General features: G+C 76.3%; 15 protein-coding genes and 1 pseudogene. 9 read left to right on the forward strand and 7 right to left on the reverse strand.

Translation table 11 applies throughout. The features are described 5' to 3' along the window. Positions 1–66 precede the first annotated feature (66 nt). The 4 genes and pseudogenes from ACJ6WD_RS19165 to ACJ6WD_RS19180 all read right to left on the reverse strand — a co-directional run bounded on the left by ACJ6WD_RS19165 (position 67) and on the right by ACJ6WD_RS19180 (position 4111). Positions 67–1059, reverse strand: coding sequence for a TIGR04222 domain-containing membrane protein (locus ACJ6WD_RS19165; RefSeq protein WP_407616226.1), 993 nt, complete (start codon positions 1057–1059; stop codon positions 67–69). A gap of 9 nt (positions 1060–1068) precedes the next feature. Then, positions 1069–2389, reverse strand: a pseudogene (locus ACJ6WD_RS19170) (DUF692 domain-containing protein). 209 nt (positions 2390–2598) lie between these two features. Further along, entirely contained in the window at positions 2599–3279 is a 681-nt protein-coding gene (locus ACJ6WD_RS19175) for a LysE family translocator (RefSeq protein WP_376439722.1), read from the reverse strand. Between the two features lie 67 nt (positions 3280–3346). Beyond that, positions 3347–4111: a peptidyl-tRNA hydrolase gene (locus ACJ6WD_RS19180; protein ID WP_374206797.1), complete on the reverse strand. Its 765-nt coding sequence runs from the start codon at positions 4109–4111 to the stop codon at positions 3347–3349. Positions 4112–4280: 169 nt separating this feature from the next. Here ACJ6WD_RS19180 and ACJ6WD_RS19185 point away from each other — a divergent pair, with 169 nt between their 5' ends. The 3 genes from ACJ6WD_RS19185 to ACJ6WD_RS19195 are packed head-to-tail and all read left to right on the forward strand — an operon-like array spanning position 4281 to position 6105. Further along, positions 4281–5168 carry an ATP-binding cassette domain-containing protein gene (locus ACJ6WD_RS19185; RefSeq protein ID WP_376439797.1) on the forward strand — a complete coding sequence of 296 codons (888 nt, stop codon included), beginning with the start codon at positions 4281–4283 and terminating at the stop codon, positions 5166–5168. Then, entirely contained in the window at positions 5165–5845 is a 681-nt protein-coding gene (locus ACJ6WD_RS19190; protein ID WP_233657841.1) for an ABC transporter, read from the forward strand. Before ACJ6WD_RS19185 ends, ACJ6WD_RS19190 begins: the two co-directional genes overlap by 4 nt. A 53-nt stretch (positions 5846–5898) precedes the next feature. After that, positions 5899–6105 (forward strand): hypothetical protein, encoded by a 207-nt coding sequence (locus tag ACJ6WD_RS19195; RefSeq protein ID WP_233657842.1) that lies wholly within the window; start codon positions 5899–5901, stop codon positions 6103–6105. 14 nt (positions 6106–6119) lie between these two features. On the opposite strand, the gene zapE is transcribed toward ACJ6WD_RS19195, so the two are convergent. Further along, entirely contained in the window at positions 6120–7205 is a 1086-nt protein-coding gene (gene zapE, locus ACJ6WD_RS19200; RefSeq protein ID WP_233657945.1) for a cell division protein ZapE, read from the reverse strand. Between the two features lie 103 nt (positions 7206–7308). Between zapE and ACJ6WD_RS19205 the strand changes: the two genes are divergently transcribed. From ACJ6WD_RS19205 to ACJ6WD_RS19215, 3 genes are all read left to right on the forward strand, one after another. Then, positions 7309–8154: a pyrimidine reductase family protein gene (locus tag ACJ6WD_RS19205; RefSeq protein ID WP_038522348.1), complete on the forward strand. Its 846-nt coding sequence runs from the start codon at positions 7309–7311 to the stop codon at positions 8152–8154. Between the two features lie 153 nt (positions 8155–8307). Next, positions 8308–8805 (forward strand): hypothetical protein, encoded by a 498-nt coding sequence (locus tag ACJ6WD_RS19210; protein ID WP_037634293.1) that lies wholly within the window; start codon positions 8308–8310, stop codon positions 8803–8805. A 248-nt stretch (positions 8806–9053) separates the two neighbouring features. Continuing rightward, positions 9054–9257: a hypothetical protein gene (locus ACJ6WD_RS19215; RefSeq protein ID WP_331246692.1), complete on the forward strand. Its 204-nt coding sequence runs from the start codon at positions 9054–9056 to the stop codon at positions 9255–9257. A gap of 48 nt (positions 9258–9305) precedes the next feature. Here ACJ6WD_RS19215 and ACJ6WD_RS19220 read toward each other — a convergent pair whose 3' ends face one another. Together ACJ6WD_RS19220 and ACJ6WD_RS19225 are read right to left on the reverse strand one after the other, a co-directional pair. Beyond that, the gene (locus ACJ6WD_RS19220; RefSeq protein ID WP_016576137.1) at positions 9306–9992 is read right to left on the reverse strand and encodes an ABC transporter ATP-binding protein; all 687 of its coding nucleotides are present in this window, start codon (positions 9990–9992) and stop codon (positions 9306–9308) included. Continuing rightward, on the reverse strand, positions 9989–11077 hold the full coding sequence (locus ACJ6WD_RS19225) for an ABC transporter permease (RefSeq protein WP_331246749.1): 1089 nt from the start codon (positions 11075–11077) through the stop codon (positions 9989–9991). Before ACJ6WD_RS19225 ends, ACJ6WD_RS19220 begins: the two co-directional genes overlap by 4 nt. 203 nt (positions 11078–11280) lie before the next feature. On the opposite strand from ACJ6WD_RS19225, the gene ACJ6WD_RS19230 reads away from it, so the two are divergent. The 3 genes from ACJ6WD_RS19230 (at position 11281) to murC (ending at position 14718) form a co-directional block, all read left to right on the forward strand. Continuing rightward, positions 11281–12525 (forward strand): sensor histidine kinase, encoded by a 1245-nt coding sequence (locus ACJ6WD_RS19230; protein WP_233657845.1) that lies wholly within the window; start codon positions 11281–11283, stop codon positions 12523–12525. Continuing rightward, positions 12522–13163 (forward strand): response regulator transcription factor, encoded by a 642-nt coding sequence (locus ACJ6WD_RS19235; RefSeq protein WP_020931400.1) that lies wholly within the window; start codon positions 12522–12524, stop codon positions 13161–13163. Before ACJ6WD_RS19230 ends, ACJ6WD_RS19235 begins: the two co-directional genes overlap by 4 nt. A 151-nt stretch (positions 13164–13314) precedes the next feature. Next, positions 13315–14718 (forward strand): UDP-N-acetylmuramate--L-alanine ligase, encoded by a 1404-nt coding sequence (murC, locus tag ACJ6WD_RS19240; protein ID WP_407616227.1) that lies wholly within the window; start codon positions 13315–13317, stop codon positions 14716–14718. Position 14719: the final 1 nt, after the last annotated feature.

Genomic DNA, 14719 nt, shown 5'->3' on the forward strand with positions numbered 1-14719 from the left:
TGGCCGAGACGCGTCGGTGCAGGCCGAACCGCCCGCGCCGGCCCGGCACTTCGGGCCTGCGCCGCGTCACCCGCCGCCGCAGCCGCCCCCGCCGCCGCCGCATCCGGAGCCGCCCCCGCAACCCGAACTCCCACCGCACGACGACCCGCCGCCGCACGAGGACGCACCGCAGCCGGACCCCCCGCCGCCGTCCGAGGATCCACCGCACCACGCCGGGGCCCCGCCGGAACCGCCGGAGTCGCCGGCCGCGGACGACGCGCCGCCCGACGACCCCGCCACCGCCGCCTTCGCCTGCACGAAGTGGTCCCGCAGCACCTCGTCGGTGAGCACCGCGGCACCGCCCAGCGCCACCGCCAACCCCGCGACCTGCCAGGCCGCCTCGGCGTCCCGGAACCCGGAGGGCGTCTTCGCCCGGGGGCGGGCCGCGGCGAGCGCGGACCTGCCCGCCCTGGTGATCCGCCGACCGAACGACCGCCGGCACACCTGGCCGACCACCAACCCGACGGCCACCGCCGGAACGATCCGGAACACCACCGGCGGCGCCCACGGACCCCCGCCGTCGCGGACGCCGAGGAAGGACAGCAGCATCGCGACGCAGAACAGGGCGCCGCACGCCTTCACCTGGAGGCCCGCCCACCGCCGCCAGCCCCGGGTGGCGCGCGGGGCACGCAGCAAGCCCCGGGCCGCCAGCCGGTCGCCGACGTCCTGCACGGCCGGGCTGCGCATCACCCGCTCCCGGACGGTGGTCAGCGCCCCGCCCGGGGTGGCGGCGACCGCGTCCAGCACCGCCGCCTCGACCGGGTCGTGCGCGGCGGCCCGCCGCACCGTCACCAGGCCCGGTCCGCCGACCGCCAGCCGCCCGTCGTCGTGCATCACCGCCAGCACGGTCTCGGCCACCCGTGCCGGCCCACCGGCCAGGAACGCGAGTTCGCGGACGCCGTGGGTCGGTGAGTCGACCAGCCGGGCCTTCGGCGTCCGCAACCGGACCAGCAGCGCGCCGAGGACCAGCGCCGCCGACGACAGGCCGAGCCCCAGGTACACCCCTTGCGTGAAGGACACGACGTCGCCTCACCCGCGCCGCAGGGCGCGCCGCAGGGTCCGGACCCGGCGGGCGGTGGCCCGCGCGAGCCGGGGCACGGGGTGCCCGGACGGCGGGCGCGGCCCGGCCCGGTCGCGCCACCAGTCGGTCAGCCGCTGCCGCGCCACCGGGTCCTCGGGCGCGCCCTGGGCGAGCAGGAACGCGGCGAAGTCCAGGGCGTCCTGGCGGTAGCCGCCGTGCATCGGGCGGTCCTGGGCGTAGCCGAGGAAGGCCGCCCGGTAGCCGTCGCCGAGGAACCCCGGCAGCTCGGGCGCGACCTTGGCGACCACCGACGCCCGCTTGGCGGCCAGCGCCCGGCCCTGCACCCGCAGCCGCGCCCGGTCGAACCCCTCCGGCGCCGGCGTCCCGGCCACCAGTGCCGACAGCAGCGCGGTCTGCGCCAGGGCCAGCCGCTCGCGGGCCGCAGAGGTGTCCGCGGCCGGACGTTCGGCCGCCGTCCCCGTCGCCTCCTCAGGCCGCCGGGACACGACGGGCCCCCTCCACCACGGCGCGGATCACGTCGAGTTCGGCGGCCAGCGCCCCGCCCTCGGGGAAGTCGTCGTCCCGCTCCAGCAGCACGCCGGGCGGATCGATGCGCGCGCACAGCTCCGCGAGGACGTCCAGGACCGGCTGGGTCACCGGGTGGGCGTGGCTGTCGTGCCACACCCCGTCGCGCTCGACACCGCCCGCGACGTGGACGTAGGCGATCGCCTCGACCGGCAGTTCGTCGAGGGCCGCGGCCGGGTCCTCGCCGCGGTTGACGTGGTTGGTGTGGAGGTTGGCGACGTCGATGAGCAGGCGCACTCCGGTGCGCTCGACCAGCTCCGCCAGGAATTGCCCCTCGGTCAGCTCCTCGTCGGGCCAGGCGAACAGTGCGGCGATGTTCTCCAGGGCCAGCGGCACCGGCAGCGCGTCCTGGGCGATCCGGACGTTCTCGCACAGCACGTCGAGGGCGTCCCGGGTGCGCGGCACGGGCAGCAGGTGCCCGGCCTCCAGCACCGGCGACGCGGTCAGCGGGCCGCCGGCCCGGACGAACGCGAGGTGCTCGGTGACCAACGGGGCGTCCAGCACGGTGGCCCGCTCGGCGAGGGCGGCCAACCGATCGGCGTCCGGCCGGTCCGCGCCGCCGAGCCCGAGCGACACCCCGTGCGGGACCACCGTGGTGCCGCGTTCGCGCAACTCCCCGAGGGCGTCCGGGAGATGGCCGGGACAGACGTTCTCGGCGACCACCTCCACCCAGTCCACCCCGGGCAGCGCGGCGATCTCCGCGGCGATCTCCGGCCGCCAGCCGATTCCCGTCCCCAAGCGCACGGCTCCCCCTTCTCGTCCCCTGGTCGGGGTACTCCTCACCACGCGCGGGCCGGCTAACCGCACGGCCGAGCGGTTCAGAGGTTGATTTGAGCTTGGCCCAGTGCGGGCCGGACGGCACCCGTCCCGGCCGTCCCGGCCCGTTCGTCAGCCGGCAGGCCGGCACGTCAGCAAGCACGTCAGCAAGCCAGCCGGTCCCGGGCGGGCGCCGCTCAGCTGGCGACCTCGAACCCGACCGCGGCGCCGAGCGCCACCAACACCCCGCCGGTGGCCTGGTCCAGCCGCCGTCGCACCTGTGGGCGCTGCAACACCGCCCGGGCCCGGTGCACCGCCAGGGTCACCCCGCCCAGCCACAGCACGCCCAGCACCGCGTGCACGGTCACCAGCAGCATCGTGGTGGCGACCACCGGCGCGCCGTGCGGGATGAACTGCGGCAGCAGGGACAGGTAGACCACGCCCACCTTGGGGTTGAGGACGTTCGTCAGCAGGCCGCCGCGGAACGCCCGCCACGGGCCGCCCGGGACCGCGGGCGCCCCGCCGTCCCCCGGTGCGTCCGCCGCTGCCGCGTCCGGTGCCGGCGCGGTCCCGTCCGTGCCGCGCCGGGCCCGGACCCGGGCGCTGCGCAACGCCTGCACCCCGAGCCACACCAGATACAGCGCACCGGCGATCCGCAGCGCGTCGTACGCCGCCTTCGAGGCGGCGAGCATCGCGGTCAGCCCCACCGCCCCGGCCAACCCCCACACGAAGCAGCCGGCGGCGATGCCGAGCGCGGCGCACAGCGCGGCCCGGCGACCCGAGCCGAGCGCGGTCCGCAGGACCACCGCGAAGTCGGGGCCGGGGGAGACGGTCAGCAGCGCGGCGACCACGGTGAAGCCGATGAGCGAGGTCAGCATGGGCACACGGTATGTCCCGACCGGCACCCGACCGCCGGCGGGGGAGCGGCACCCCGCCCCGCCCCGCTCAGCGGTGTGCCGGCAGCGCCGTACCGCGCAGCGCCGGGTGGTCGGCGACCACCGTGCACGAGCCCGGCGCGATCTCCGTGAAGCCGGCGTCCCGCACCACGGGCAGCCCGCTGTCGGTGAGCCCCGCCCACGCGGCGGGTGCCGCGGTCCGCACGGCCAGCGGGAACCCCGCCGCGCGCCACGCCTCCCGGTCCGCCGCGGACAGCGCCCACCACGCCAGTTGCGCACCGTGCCCGGCCTGCGCCATCGCCTTGCCCGCCGACATCTCAAGCGCCGGATTGAGCCACAGCACCGGGGCGCCGGCCGCCGGCTCCCCGGGGGCCTGCGGATCGGCCAGCTCGGTCCCGGAGACCTGGAGCCGCGCCAGGTCCTTCGGCCAGCCGTCCAGCGGCACCGGCGGGAAGACCCGCACCTCGGCCTCCCGGCCGCTGACCGTGATGCCGGGCAGGGCCGCGGCCCGCCGCCACTCCGCACCGCGCGCCCGCCGCACCACCTTGCGTATCCGGGAGTCCTGCCAGTCGTGCACCACCTGGGCCCACTCGCCCGTCCCGAGGGCCCGCTCGTCCGAGAGCAGCACCAGCACCGCCCGCGCGGCGGCCTCCAGCGCGTCCGTCCGCCCGGGCGGGGCGTCCCGCTCCAGGCGCACCACGAGCGGCAGCACGTACTCCGGTGCGCTCTCCTCGGGGCGGTCCGGCCGCGGGGCGTCGGTCGGGTGGGGTTCGTGGTGCGCGCCGGCCTGGCCGGCGGTCTCGGTCGTGGTCACGTGCTTCAGTCTGCCAGCCGCCACTGACAGTCCCCGGCGACCGCCCGTGGTGGCGGAATCCGCTCCCGGCACCGCGCGGTGCCGCGTCCCCGACTACCGTCGGCGAGGGCCGGGGAACCGGCGGGGAGCGGGGGAGGTGCGGTCGATGCCGTGGCAGACGGGGCAGCGGATGCGGCTGGACGGGGTGGGGCGACGCTACGGGCTGCGCGGGCCCTGGGTGCTGCGCGAGGTGCGGCTCGACGTGCCGGCGGGCGCGCTGCTGCGCGTCGAGGGCGCCAACGGCAGTGGGAAGTCCACCCTGTTGCGGCTGCTCGCGGGCATCGACCGGCCCACGGTCGGCCGGATCACCGGGCGCCCGCGCACCGCCTACGTCCCCGAGCGGTTCCCGGCGGCCCTGCCGTTCACCGCCGCCGGCTACCTCACCCACCTCGGCCGGGTCCACGGGCTGCGCACCGCGGAGGCGACCGGCCGGGCCGCCGAGTGGCTGGCCCGTTTCGGCGCCGCCGGGCACGCCCGGACCCCGATGGCCGAACTGTCCAAGGGGGCGAGCCAGAAGGTCGCCGTCGTCCAGGCCCTGCTCGCCGACCCCGAGCTCCTCGTCCTGGACGAGGCGTGGACGGGCCTGGACCCGGCGGCCCGGGACGTCCTGGACCGCGCGGTCGCCGAACGGGTCGCCGCCGGCGGCACCGTCGTCTTCGTCGACCACGACCCGCGCCGGCTGGCCGGGGCCGTGGAGGGCCGCTTCCGCGTCGCGGACGGGCGGCTGCGGTCCGAGGCCCCCGTTGCGGCCGCCGACGCGCCCCGGGAGGCGGGTCCGCGGACCGTCATCGAGGCGGAGGGCCCGCCGGGCGCCGCGCCGCCGACCGACCTCCCCGGCGCCCCGGACCTGGCGCCCGGCCCGGGCGGCACCCTCCGGCTGACCGTCCCGGCCGCCCACTCCGACGCCCTGCTGCACACCCTGCTGACCGCGCGTCCGCCCTGGCACATCCGCGCGGTCACCGCCGTCCAGGAGCCGGGCCCCCACGCCGCCGTCCCCGGAGGGAACCCCCGCCCATGACCGCCCCGTTGACCGCCCTGGTCCGCTACCAGGCGGCACTGCTCGCCAGGTCCTACCGCTGGTTGCCGCCGCTCCTGGTCCACGCGGCGTTCCTGGCCGTCGGCATCCAGACCGGCGGCCCGATCCTGGACGCCTACGGCTACGCCGCCGGCGGACTGCTGCCCGTCACCGTCTGGCTGACCCGGATCTGCGTCACCAACGAGCCGCCCGCCGCCCGCGGTTGCGTCGCGGCCGCCACCGGCCCCGGCCGGGCGCACCTGGCCGCCCTGCTGGCCGCGGCCGGCGCCGCACTGCTCCTCGCGCTCGTGGGCACCGCCTTCGTGGCGCTGCTCTCCGATCCGCACTCCACCGGTCACCGGGTCGCCGTCCCGGTGCTGCCCGCGACGGTCGCCGGGTTGTGCACGGCGCTGGTCTGCGTGGTGCTGGGCACCGCGATCGGTGCGCTGTGTTCCCGGCCCGTGCTGCTGCGCCCCGGTTGGGGCGTCCCGACCGGGTTGAGCGCGGCGCTGCTCGTGCTCGTCCTGGGCGCGTCGCCCGCCAACGCCGCACTGACCGGCATGATCACCGGCTCCGAGCGCGGCACCGTCACCGTGCCGTGGCTGCCGCTCGCCGCCGCGCTGCTGCTCGCCTCGGGTGCCGCGGCCGTGGCCTCGGCCCTGGCCGGACGCCGCGGCTGACCGGTGCGCTCCGGCCGGTCCGGGGCTCGGGGCCGCGGCGTAGGGTCGGGCGCATGCCGCACCCCGAGCCGCACCCCGCGTCCGAGCCGTCCGAGCCGTCCGACCAACGTCCGGCGGCGGACGACCCCGCCGCGGGGTCGCCGCCCGCCGACTGCGTCGAGTGCGGCAAGCCGACCGCCTACCCGGCGACCACCCCCGGCATCGTCCGCTGCCCGGTCTGCGAGTGGCAGGAGGCCCAGCGCACGGCCTGCTCGGGCTGACCGCCCGGCGGCGCCTACGCGAGGAGCGTCTTGGCGTCCCGGGCCAGCGCGGTCAGACGGGAGATGGCGCGGAAGTACTTCTTGCGGTAGCCGCCGCGCAGCATCTCGTCGCTGAACAGCGCGTCGAAGGGCTTTCCGGAGGCCAGCACCGGCACCTCGCGGTCGTAGAGCCGGTCGGCCAGCACCACCAGGCGCAGCGCGGTCGACTGGTCCGGCACCGCCTGGACGTCGGTGAGGCAGACCGCCGTGATGCCGTCGCACATCGCGCCGTACCGGCTGGGGTGCACCTTCGACAGGTGGTCCAGCAGGGTCGGGAAGTCGTCGAGCGAGGCGCCGGGGGTGCGGTCCGCCGCGCGGCGGACCGTCTCGTCGTCGAACGGGGCGGGCGCCTCGGGCAGGCCGCGGTGGCGGTAGTCCTCGCCGTCGATGCGCAGGGCGCGGAAGTGGGCGCTCAGGCCCTGGATCTCGCGCAGGAAGTCGGCGGCCGCGAACCGGCCCTCGCCGAGCTTGCCGGGCAGCGTGTTGGAGGTGGCGGCCAGCGCGACGCCGGCCTCCACCAGTTTGCCGAGCAGGCTGGAGACCAGCACCGTGTCGCCGGGGTCGTCCAGCTCGAACTCGTCGATGCACAGCAGGCGGTGTTCGCTGAGCGTGCGCACGGTCTGCTGGAAGCCGAGCGCGCCGACCAGGTTGGTCAGCTCGACGAAGGTGCCGAACGCCTTGAGCTCGGGGGCCGCGGGGGTCGCGTGCCACAGGGAGGCGAGCAGGTGGGTCTTGCCGACGCCGTAGCCGCCGTCCAGGTAGACCCCGCGCGGGCCCTTGGGGGCGGCGGGCTTCTTCGGTGCGCGGGAGAACCAGCGCCGCTTCCCGCCGGCGTCCCTCTCCGCCCCGCCGGTGCCCGCGGCGAAGGCCCGCAGGACCTCCACGGCGGCGGCCTGGCTGGGCTGTCCCGGGTCCGGGAGGTAGGTGTCGAAGCGGGCGCCCTGGAAGCGCGGCGGCGGCACCATCTCGGCGACCAGGCGCTCGGCCGGGACGTGCGGCGCGCGGGAGGCGAGCGCGGTGGGGCCCGCGGTGCCGTCCCCCGAGGCCGGGGACGCGACTATCGGGGAGGGAGCGGAGGAGGACTGGGAAGGTGACACAGCCGTCCAGCCTAGCCGCTGTGACGCACCACCCGACCCGCTGAGCGAGGCATGTCACACTGCGCCCATGCGACGCCTGTTCCCCCTCCCCGCCCCGCCCGCACCGGCCCCGGACGCCCTCGTGGACGTCCCGGAGGGCGCCGACCGGACCGTCGGCCCCGACGGGGTCACCGACCGCGAGTGGACGCTCGACGAGCTGGCCGCGGCCTACGCGTACCCGGCGGCGGACGACCCGGTGCGGTCCGCGCGCCCCGGATGGCTGCGCGCCAACATGGTGTCCTCCCTGGACGGCGCGGCGCACCACGAGGGCCGGTCGCAACCGCTCTCCGGGGACGCCGACATGCGGATCTTCGGGGTGCTGCGGGCGCTCGCGGACGCGGTCGTGGTGGGCGCGGAGACGGTCCGGCGGGAGGGCTACCGGCCGGCCCGCGCCCGGGCCGCGTTCGCCGAGCGGCGGGCCGCCGCGGGGCAGGGGCCGGCCCCTGCCATCGCCGTGGTGACCGCCGGCCTGGACCTGGACTTCTCGCTGCCGCTGTTCACCGAGCCGCTGGTGCCCACCCTGGTGCTGACCGGTGCGGGTGCCCCCGAGGACCGGGTGCGGGCGGCCCGCGCCGCGGGCGTCGAGGTGCTCTTCGCCGGCGAGGGGCGGGGCGTCGATCCGGCGCGGGTGGCGGCGGCCCTGGCCGAACGGGGGCACACCCGGCTGCTCAGTGAGGGCGGACCGCGGCTGTTGGGGCAGTTCGCGGCGGCCGGGGCGCTGGACGAGATGTGCCTCTCGCTGGCCCCGGTGGTGGCGGTCGGCGACGCCCAGCGGATCATGGACGGGCCGGCCGTCGCGGTCCCCGAGCGGTTCGGGCTGGTGTCCGTCCTGGAGGAGTCCGGTTTCCTGTTCACCCGTTACCGCCGCTTCTGACGGCGCTGCCGGTCCGCAAAAGAGCGGAATTATCTGTTCCGCTTAGCTTCCGTTGGGCACACTAAAAGCCGACAGGTCTCGTGTGGCGACGGGGCAGGATGGTTTCTGTGGGCACCGTGGCAGACGGTGCGGAAGAGAAGAAGGGCGTCCGTCGTGTTCACGAGCGTACTGATGATCGAGAAGCCTCTGACGCCCGCCGACGTGGAGTTCGTCACGACCCTGCACGGTGACGATCCGGTGTCCTTCGTGGTCCTCATGCAGCCGCGCGGCAAGCAGGACGTGCTGTTGCGGGCCATCGACGACGTCGCGCTCGGCGAGTTCGAGGACGCCGTGCGGGAGGGCGAGGAGCCCGGTGGGGCGCGCGCCGTGGTCCCCGCCGAGCAGGGGCTGGGCCACACCTTGGAGGCGTTGCGCGCGGCCGGCTCCGAGGCGGTCGGCCAGGTGGTCGACGACCATCCGCTGGACCTGCTGAAGTCGGTCGTCGACGAGACCGGTGCGGACGAGGTGATCGTGCTGACCGCCCCGCACTTCGTCGAGGAGTTCTTCCACCGCGACTGGGCTTCCCGGGCCCGCCACAAGGTCGGCGTCCCGGTCCTCAAGCTCTTCTCGCACGCCGCCGACGACCAGCCCCAGGAGTCCGGCGGCGCCTGAACCGGGACCGTCACGGCCGGTTCCGGCCCGTTCGTCAATCTCGTGCCGGCGTGCCACTCGAACGGGGTAGCTGGAGCCCGCCACGGTCCCGGTTCGATGCGTTCCTGGTCAGGAGGGGTGGCCCGGCACGGGCCACCCCGCCGGGCGAGCGGCGACGCACCCGACGCCGCCGACGCCGCCGACGCCGCCGACGCCGCCGAGGACGTCGAGGACGTCGAGGACGTCGAGGACCGAGGAAAGGGGCCGTCATGGCGGAGCAGCGGGAACCGGACGCGGAGCGCGAGCGCGGCCGGCACGAGGACCGGGGCCGGGACGCGGAGCCCGGCCGGGACCGGACGCGGCGGGGCACCCCGGAGGCCGAGGAGCCCAGGCCCGGGGCGGACGGCCCCGCCAAGGGGCGGCAGCCCGGCAAGCCCGACCTGTTCCCCACCTTCTCGCACCGCGACGACTAGGCGTACTGCCCTGTGGGGCGGGGCGGCGGCGTCCCGCCCCACAGGGGCTCACACCCCGGCGCCCGCCCCCGAGGTCAGCCGCCCGTCCTGGACCTCCGCCACCGCGTCCACCGAGGCCAGGTGGGACCGGTCGTGGGTGACCAGCACCGTCGCGGTGCCGCGCTGGTGGGTCAGATCCGTCAGCAGGCCGAGGACCGCGGCGCCCCGCTCGTGGTCCAAGGCGCTGGTCGGCTCGTCGACCAGCAGCACCGCGGGCTCGTTCATCAGCGCCCGGGCGATGTTGACCCGCTGCCGCTGGCCGCCCGACAACTGGTGCGGCCGCCGGTCCGCCTGCTCCGTCAGGCCCACCGCCGCCAGCAGCTCCTGCGCCCGGGACCGGGCCGTACGGGGCGAGCGGCCGTCCAGGTGGGCCATCACCTGGAGCTGCTCCACCGCGGTCAGCGACGGCAGCAGGTTCGGCTGCTGGAACACCGTGCCGATGGTGGAGCGGCGCAGCGTCGTCAGCTCGCCGCGGCCGAGCCCGGCGGTGTCGGTGCCGTCGATCACCACCCGGCCGCGGTCCGGCCGGATCAGCGTCGCGGCGACCGCCAGCAGGCTGGACTTCCCGGACCCGGAGGGCCCGACGACGGCCGTCACGCGGCCCGCCGGCACGGTCAGCGAGACGGCGTCCAGTGCGGTCAGGCGGGCGTCGCCGTCGGGGTAGGTGAGGGTGACGTCGGTCAGTTCGAGGCTCATCGGGCACTTCCCAGGGCGGTCAGCGGGTCGACGGAGGTGATGCGGCGGATGGACAGCGCGGCGCCGACGGCACCCAGCGCGATCATGATCAGGGCCGGGACCAGCACGGTGGACGGGTCGAGCACGAACGGCACGGTGCCGCCCACCGCGGCACCCACCCCGGCCGCCACCGCGGTCCCCAGGCCGGTGCCGAGCACCAGGAGGACGACGGCCTGGCCGAGGGCGTCCCGCAGCAGGTAGCGGGTGGAGGCACCGAGCGCCTTGAGCACCGCGACGTCGCCGCTGCGCTGGATCGTCCAGACCGTGAAGAACGCCCCGATGACCAGCGCCGAGATCGCGAACAGGAAGCCGCGCATCAGCTGGAGCGACCCGTTCTCGGCGCTGTACGAGCCGATCGCCGTCAGGGCGTCCGCCGCGGCCACCGTCCGGGTGCCGAGCCGCCGGTCAGCGGCGGCCAGACCGTCCGTCCCGGTGGTGGACAGGGCGAGTACCGTCGCGTCCTGCGCGCCCGCGCCGCCGGGGCTCCCGGACAGTCGGTGCCAGTCGTCCAGCGAGGCCCACACCACCGGCGTGTGGCTGTACATCGCCGCCCCCGAAACCGCCGTCACGGAGAGCTTCCGGCCGCCCAGCGCGACCCGGTCGCCGGCGTGCGCCCCGAGCTCCGCGGCCGCCTTCTGCGACAGCACCACCGTGCCGTCGCCGGCCGGCCCCGCGGACGGCGCGAGGCGCGAGCCCGGCCGCACCCCGAACACCGACACCGCGGCCGACCTCCCGCCGGTCCCCTCGGCCTTCGTGGTGGCGATGCCCAGCGGCTCCGCGCTGCGCACGCCGGGCACCCGCGCCCACTCCCGCGCCGTCCGCTCCGGCAGCCGGGAGTCGGTGAACGACGGCTTGCCGTCCCCGGCCGGGGCGGCGAAGACCAGGTGGTCGGCGGGGAGCGCGGTGATCGCCGAGGTGTTCTCCCGGCCCAACCCCGCCGTCAGGCCGGACAACAACCCCACCAGCACCGTGATCAAGGTGACGACGGTCCCCATCAGGGCGAACCTGCCCTTGGCGAATCTCAGGTCTCTCCAGGCGACGAACACCGGCTCGGCCATCCTCGGATCGGTACCGGACCCACCGCCCGGCGACTGGCTCCCACCGTCGCCCCCCGCGGGGGTGCCGGGCATCGCGCCCAGGAGTGGTTCCGCGCCACCGAAAGGTGCGCCCCGACCTCCACCTTTGGATGCCCGCCCTCCACCTTTCGATTGATGCCGGGCCCGGTCCGCGCCCGTAGCCTGAAGGAGCCGTGACCGAAGAAGCCAGGACCGACCACTCCCTGACCCCCGTCCTGCGCGTGCTGCGCCTGTGCCTCCACCTGATGGTGGCCGCGCTGCTCGCGCTCGCCGGCGTCCGCGCGGTGGCCGACGAACGACCCACCGCACCCGCCGTGCTCGCCACCGCCGTGGTCCTGCTGGCGCTCTACGTCCTCGGCCCCGTGCTGCCCCGGGTCCGCAGCTCCTCCCGCGCCGCCGCCCTGTGGCTCGCCGTCGTCGTCGCGGTCTGGATGGTGCTCCTGGCGCTCACCCCGGACGGCGTCTGGCTCGCCTTCCCGCTCTTCTTCGTCGAACTGCACCTGCTGCCGCTGCGCTGGGCGCTGCCCGCCGTCGCCGCCAGCACGGCCCTGGCCATCGCCGGCTTCGCCTGGCACACCCACACCCTCAGCGTCGGCACGGTCATCGGGCCCGTGCTGGGCGCCGCGGTCGCGGTCGCCGTCGTCCTCGGCTACCAGGCCCTCTACCGGGAGAGCGAACAGCGCCAACGCCTCATCGAGGAGCTCACCGCGGCCCGCAGCGAACTGGCCGCGGCCGAACGCTCCGCCGGCGTCCTCGCCGAACGCCAGCGCCTGGCCCGCGAGATCCACGACACCCTCGCCCAGGGCCTCTCCAGCATCCAGCTGCTGCTCCGGGCCGCCGAGCGCGCCCTCCCCGAGCGCCCGGAGACCGCCCTCGGCCACATCCGGCAGGCCCGCACGGCCGCCGTCGACAACCTCGCCGAGGCGCGCCGCTTCGTCCGTGCCCTGAGCCCGCCCGACCTGGAGGCCGGATCGCTGCCGGCCGCCCTGGAGCGGCTGTGCGCCGCCACCGCCCGCACCTCCGGACTGGCCGTGCACTGCCAGGTCTCCGGCGCCCCCGCCCCACTGCCCACGCCGCACGAGGTCGCCCTGCTGCGCATCGCCCAGTCCGCGCTCGCCAACACCGTCCAGCACGCCGCCGCCGGCCGCGTCGAGCTGACCCTCAGCTACATGGACACCGAGGTCGCCCTGGACGTCGTCGACGACGGCGCCGGTTTCCTGCCCACCGAGGTGCCACCGCCCGGCTCCGCGGCCGGCGGCTCCGGCTTCGGGCTGGCCGCGATGCGCGCCCGGGCCCGCGCCCTCCAGGGCACCCTCGCCGTCGAGTCCGCCCCCGGGGAGGGCACCGCGCTCGTCGTGACGCTGCCCTGCCCCGACCCGTCCGCCGTCCCCGAGACCCCCCGGGAAGCCGCCCCGTGACCGCCCCCGCCGCCCCCGTCCGGCTGCTGCTCGCCGACGACCACCCCGTCGTCCGGGCCGGACTGCGCGCCGTCCTGGAGACCGAGCCGGACTTCGAGATCGCCGCCGACGTGCCCACCGCCGAGGAGGCCGTGGACCTGGCCGGCCGGCTCGACGTGGACGTGGTCCTCATGGACCTCCAGTTCGGCGGCCGGATGCTGGGGTCCCGCGCCACCGCGGAGATCACCGCCCGCCCCGGCGCGCCGCGCGTGCTGATCCTCACCACCTACGACAGCGACGCCGACATCCTGGCCGCCATCGAGGCCGGCGCCACCGGATACCTCCTCAAGGACTCCCCGCCCGACGAACTGGCCGCCGCGGTGCGGTCCGCCGCCGCCGGGAAGTCCGCACTCGCCCCCACCGTCGCGCTGCGTCTGATGGACCGGATGCGGACGCCCGCCACGGCCCTGTCCCGCCGCGAGACCGAGGTCCTCCAACTCGTCGCCGACGGCCTGTCCAACGCGGCGATCAGCAAGCGGCTCTTCCTCAGCCAGGCCACCGTCAAATCCCACCTCGTCCACATCTACGCCAAGCTGGCCGTGGACTCCCGCACGGCCGCGGTCGCCGCCGCCACCGCCCAGGGCCTGATCCGCCGCTGAGCGCCGCGCGGGGCGCCCGGCGCGGTGGCACGCCCCGCCGCGGGGTCGCGGACCGGCGCTGTCGGCGCCGGGTGCGAGAATCGTCGGCAAGCACCACGCACGACCGGACGCACGACCGCACGCCACGCTCGACGATCAGGGAGACCCACCCATGGCACCCGCCATCCCAGCCTCGATGGAACGGCCGCACTTCATCGGCATCGGCGGCGCCGGCATGTCGGGCATCGCCAAGATCCTCGCGCAGCGCGGCGCCGAGGTGGCGGGCAGCGACGCCAAGGACTCCGCGACCGCCCAGGCCCTGCGCGCCCTCGGCGTCACGGTCCACCTCGGCCACGCCGCCGAGCACCTCGCCGACGACGCCACCAGCGTCGTGGTCTCCTCCGCGATCCGCTCCGACAACCCCGAGCTGGCCGCCGCCCAGCAGCGCGGCATCCCGGTCGTCCACCGCTCCGACGCGCTCGCCGCCCTCATGGACGGCCTGCGCCCGATCGCCGTCGCCGGCACCCACGGCAAGACCACCACCACGTCGATGCTCGCCGTCTCCCTCGGCGCCCTCGGCCTCAAGCCGTCCTACGCCATCGGCGGCGACCTGGACGCCCCGGGCTCCAACGCCGAGCACGGCAGCGGCCAGATCTTCGTCGCCGAGGCCGACGAGAGCGACCGCAGCTTCCACAAGTACGCCCCCGAGGTCGCCATCGTCCTCAACGTCGAGCTGGACCACCACGCCAACTACGCCTCGATGGACGAGATCTACGCCTCGTTCGAGACGTTCGTCGACCGCGTCCGGCCCGGCGGCACCCTGGTCGTCTCCGCCGACCACCCCGGCGCCCGCGAGCTGACCGCCCGGCTCGCCGGCCGCGACGACATCGAGATCGTCACCTACGGCGAGTCCAAGGACGCCGACGTCCGCATCCTCCAGATCACCCCGCACGGCCTGGCCAGCGACGTCACGGTCACCCTCACCAGCGGCAAGATCCTCACCTTCACCGTCTCCGTCCCCGGCCGGCACTACGCGGGCAACGCCGTCGCCGCCCTGGCCGCCGGAGTCGCCCTCGACCTCCCGCCGCACCAGCTCGCCGACGCCCTCGGCAAGTACACCGGCGTCAAGCGCCGCCTCCAGCTCAAGGGCGAGGTCGCCGGCGTCCAGGTCATCGACTCCTACGCCCACCACCCCACCGAGATGACCGCCGACCTGGAGGCCATCCGCGGCGCCACCGAGGAGGCCGGGGGTCGCATCCTCGTCGTCTTCCAGCCGCACCTGTACTCCCGCACCCAGGAGCTGGGCACCGAGATGGGCCAGGCCCTCGCCCTCGCCGACGCCTCCGTCGTCCTGGACATCTACCCGGCCCGCGAGGACCCGATCCCGGGCGTCACCAGCGCCCTGATCACCGACGCCGCCCGGACCGCCGGCGCCCAGGTCACCCCCGAGGCCGACAAGAGCGCGATCCCGGACCTGATCGCCGGAATGGCCAGGCCCGGTGACCTTGTTCTCACCATGGGCGCGGGCGACGTGACCGACCTCGGCCCCGCCATCCTGTCCCGCCTGGGCGCATGAG

Origin of the sequence: Streptomyces sp. VTCC 41912 (assembly GCF_045799175.1) — a bacterium.
GTDB classification, from domain to species: Bacteria; Actinomycetota; Actinomycetes; order Streptomycetales; family Streptomycetaceae; genus Streptomyces; species Streptomyces albulus_C.

What these genes read in the sequence shown, in the direction of transcription:
- ACJ6WD_RS19175 (WP_376439722.1), bottom strand. Translation starts at nt 3,279, where the DNA reads ATGCTGACCTCGCTCATCGGCTTCACCGTGGTCGCCGCGCTGCTGACC.
- ACJ6WD_RS19185 (WP_376439797.1), top strand. Translation starts at nt 4,281, where the DNA reads ATGCGGCTGGACGGGGTGGGGCGACGCTACGGGCTGCGCGGGCCCTGG.
- ACJ6WD_RS19190 (WP_233657841.1), top strand. Translation starts at nt 5,165, where the DNA reads ATGACCGCCCCGTTGACCGCCCTGGTCCGCTACCAGGCGGCACTGCTC.
- ACJ6WD_RS19195 (WP_233657842.1), top strand. Translation starts at nt 5,899, where the DNA reads ATGCCGCACCCCGAGCCGCACCCCGCGTCCGAGCCGTCCGAGCCGTCC.
- ACJ6WD_RS19205 (WP_038522348.1), top strand. Translation starts at nt 7,309, where the DNA reads ATGCGACGCCTGTTCCCCCTCCCCGCCCCGCCCGCACCGGCCCCGGAC.
- ACJ6WD_RS19215 (WP_331246692.1), top strand. Translation starts at nt 9,054, where the DNA reads ATGGCGGAGCAGCGGGAACCGGACGCGGAGCGCGAGCGCGGCCGGCAC.
- ACJ6WD_RS19220 (WP_016576137.1), bottom strand. Translation starts at nt 9,992, where the DNA reads ATGAGCCTCGAACTGACCGACGTCACCCTCACCTACCCCGACGGCGAC.
- murC (WP_407616227.1), top strand. Translation starts at nt 13,315, where the DNA reads ATGGCACCCGCCATCCCAGCCTCGATGGAACGGCCGCACTTCATCGGC.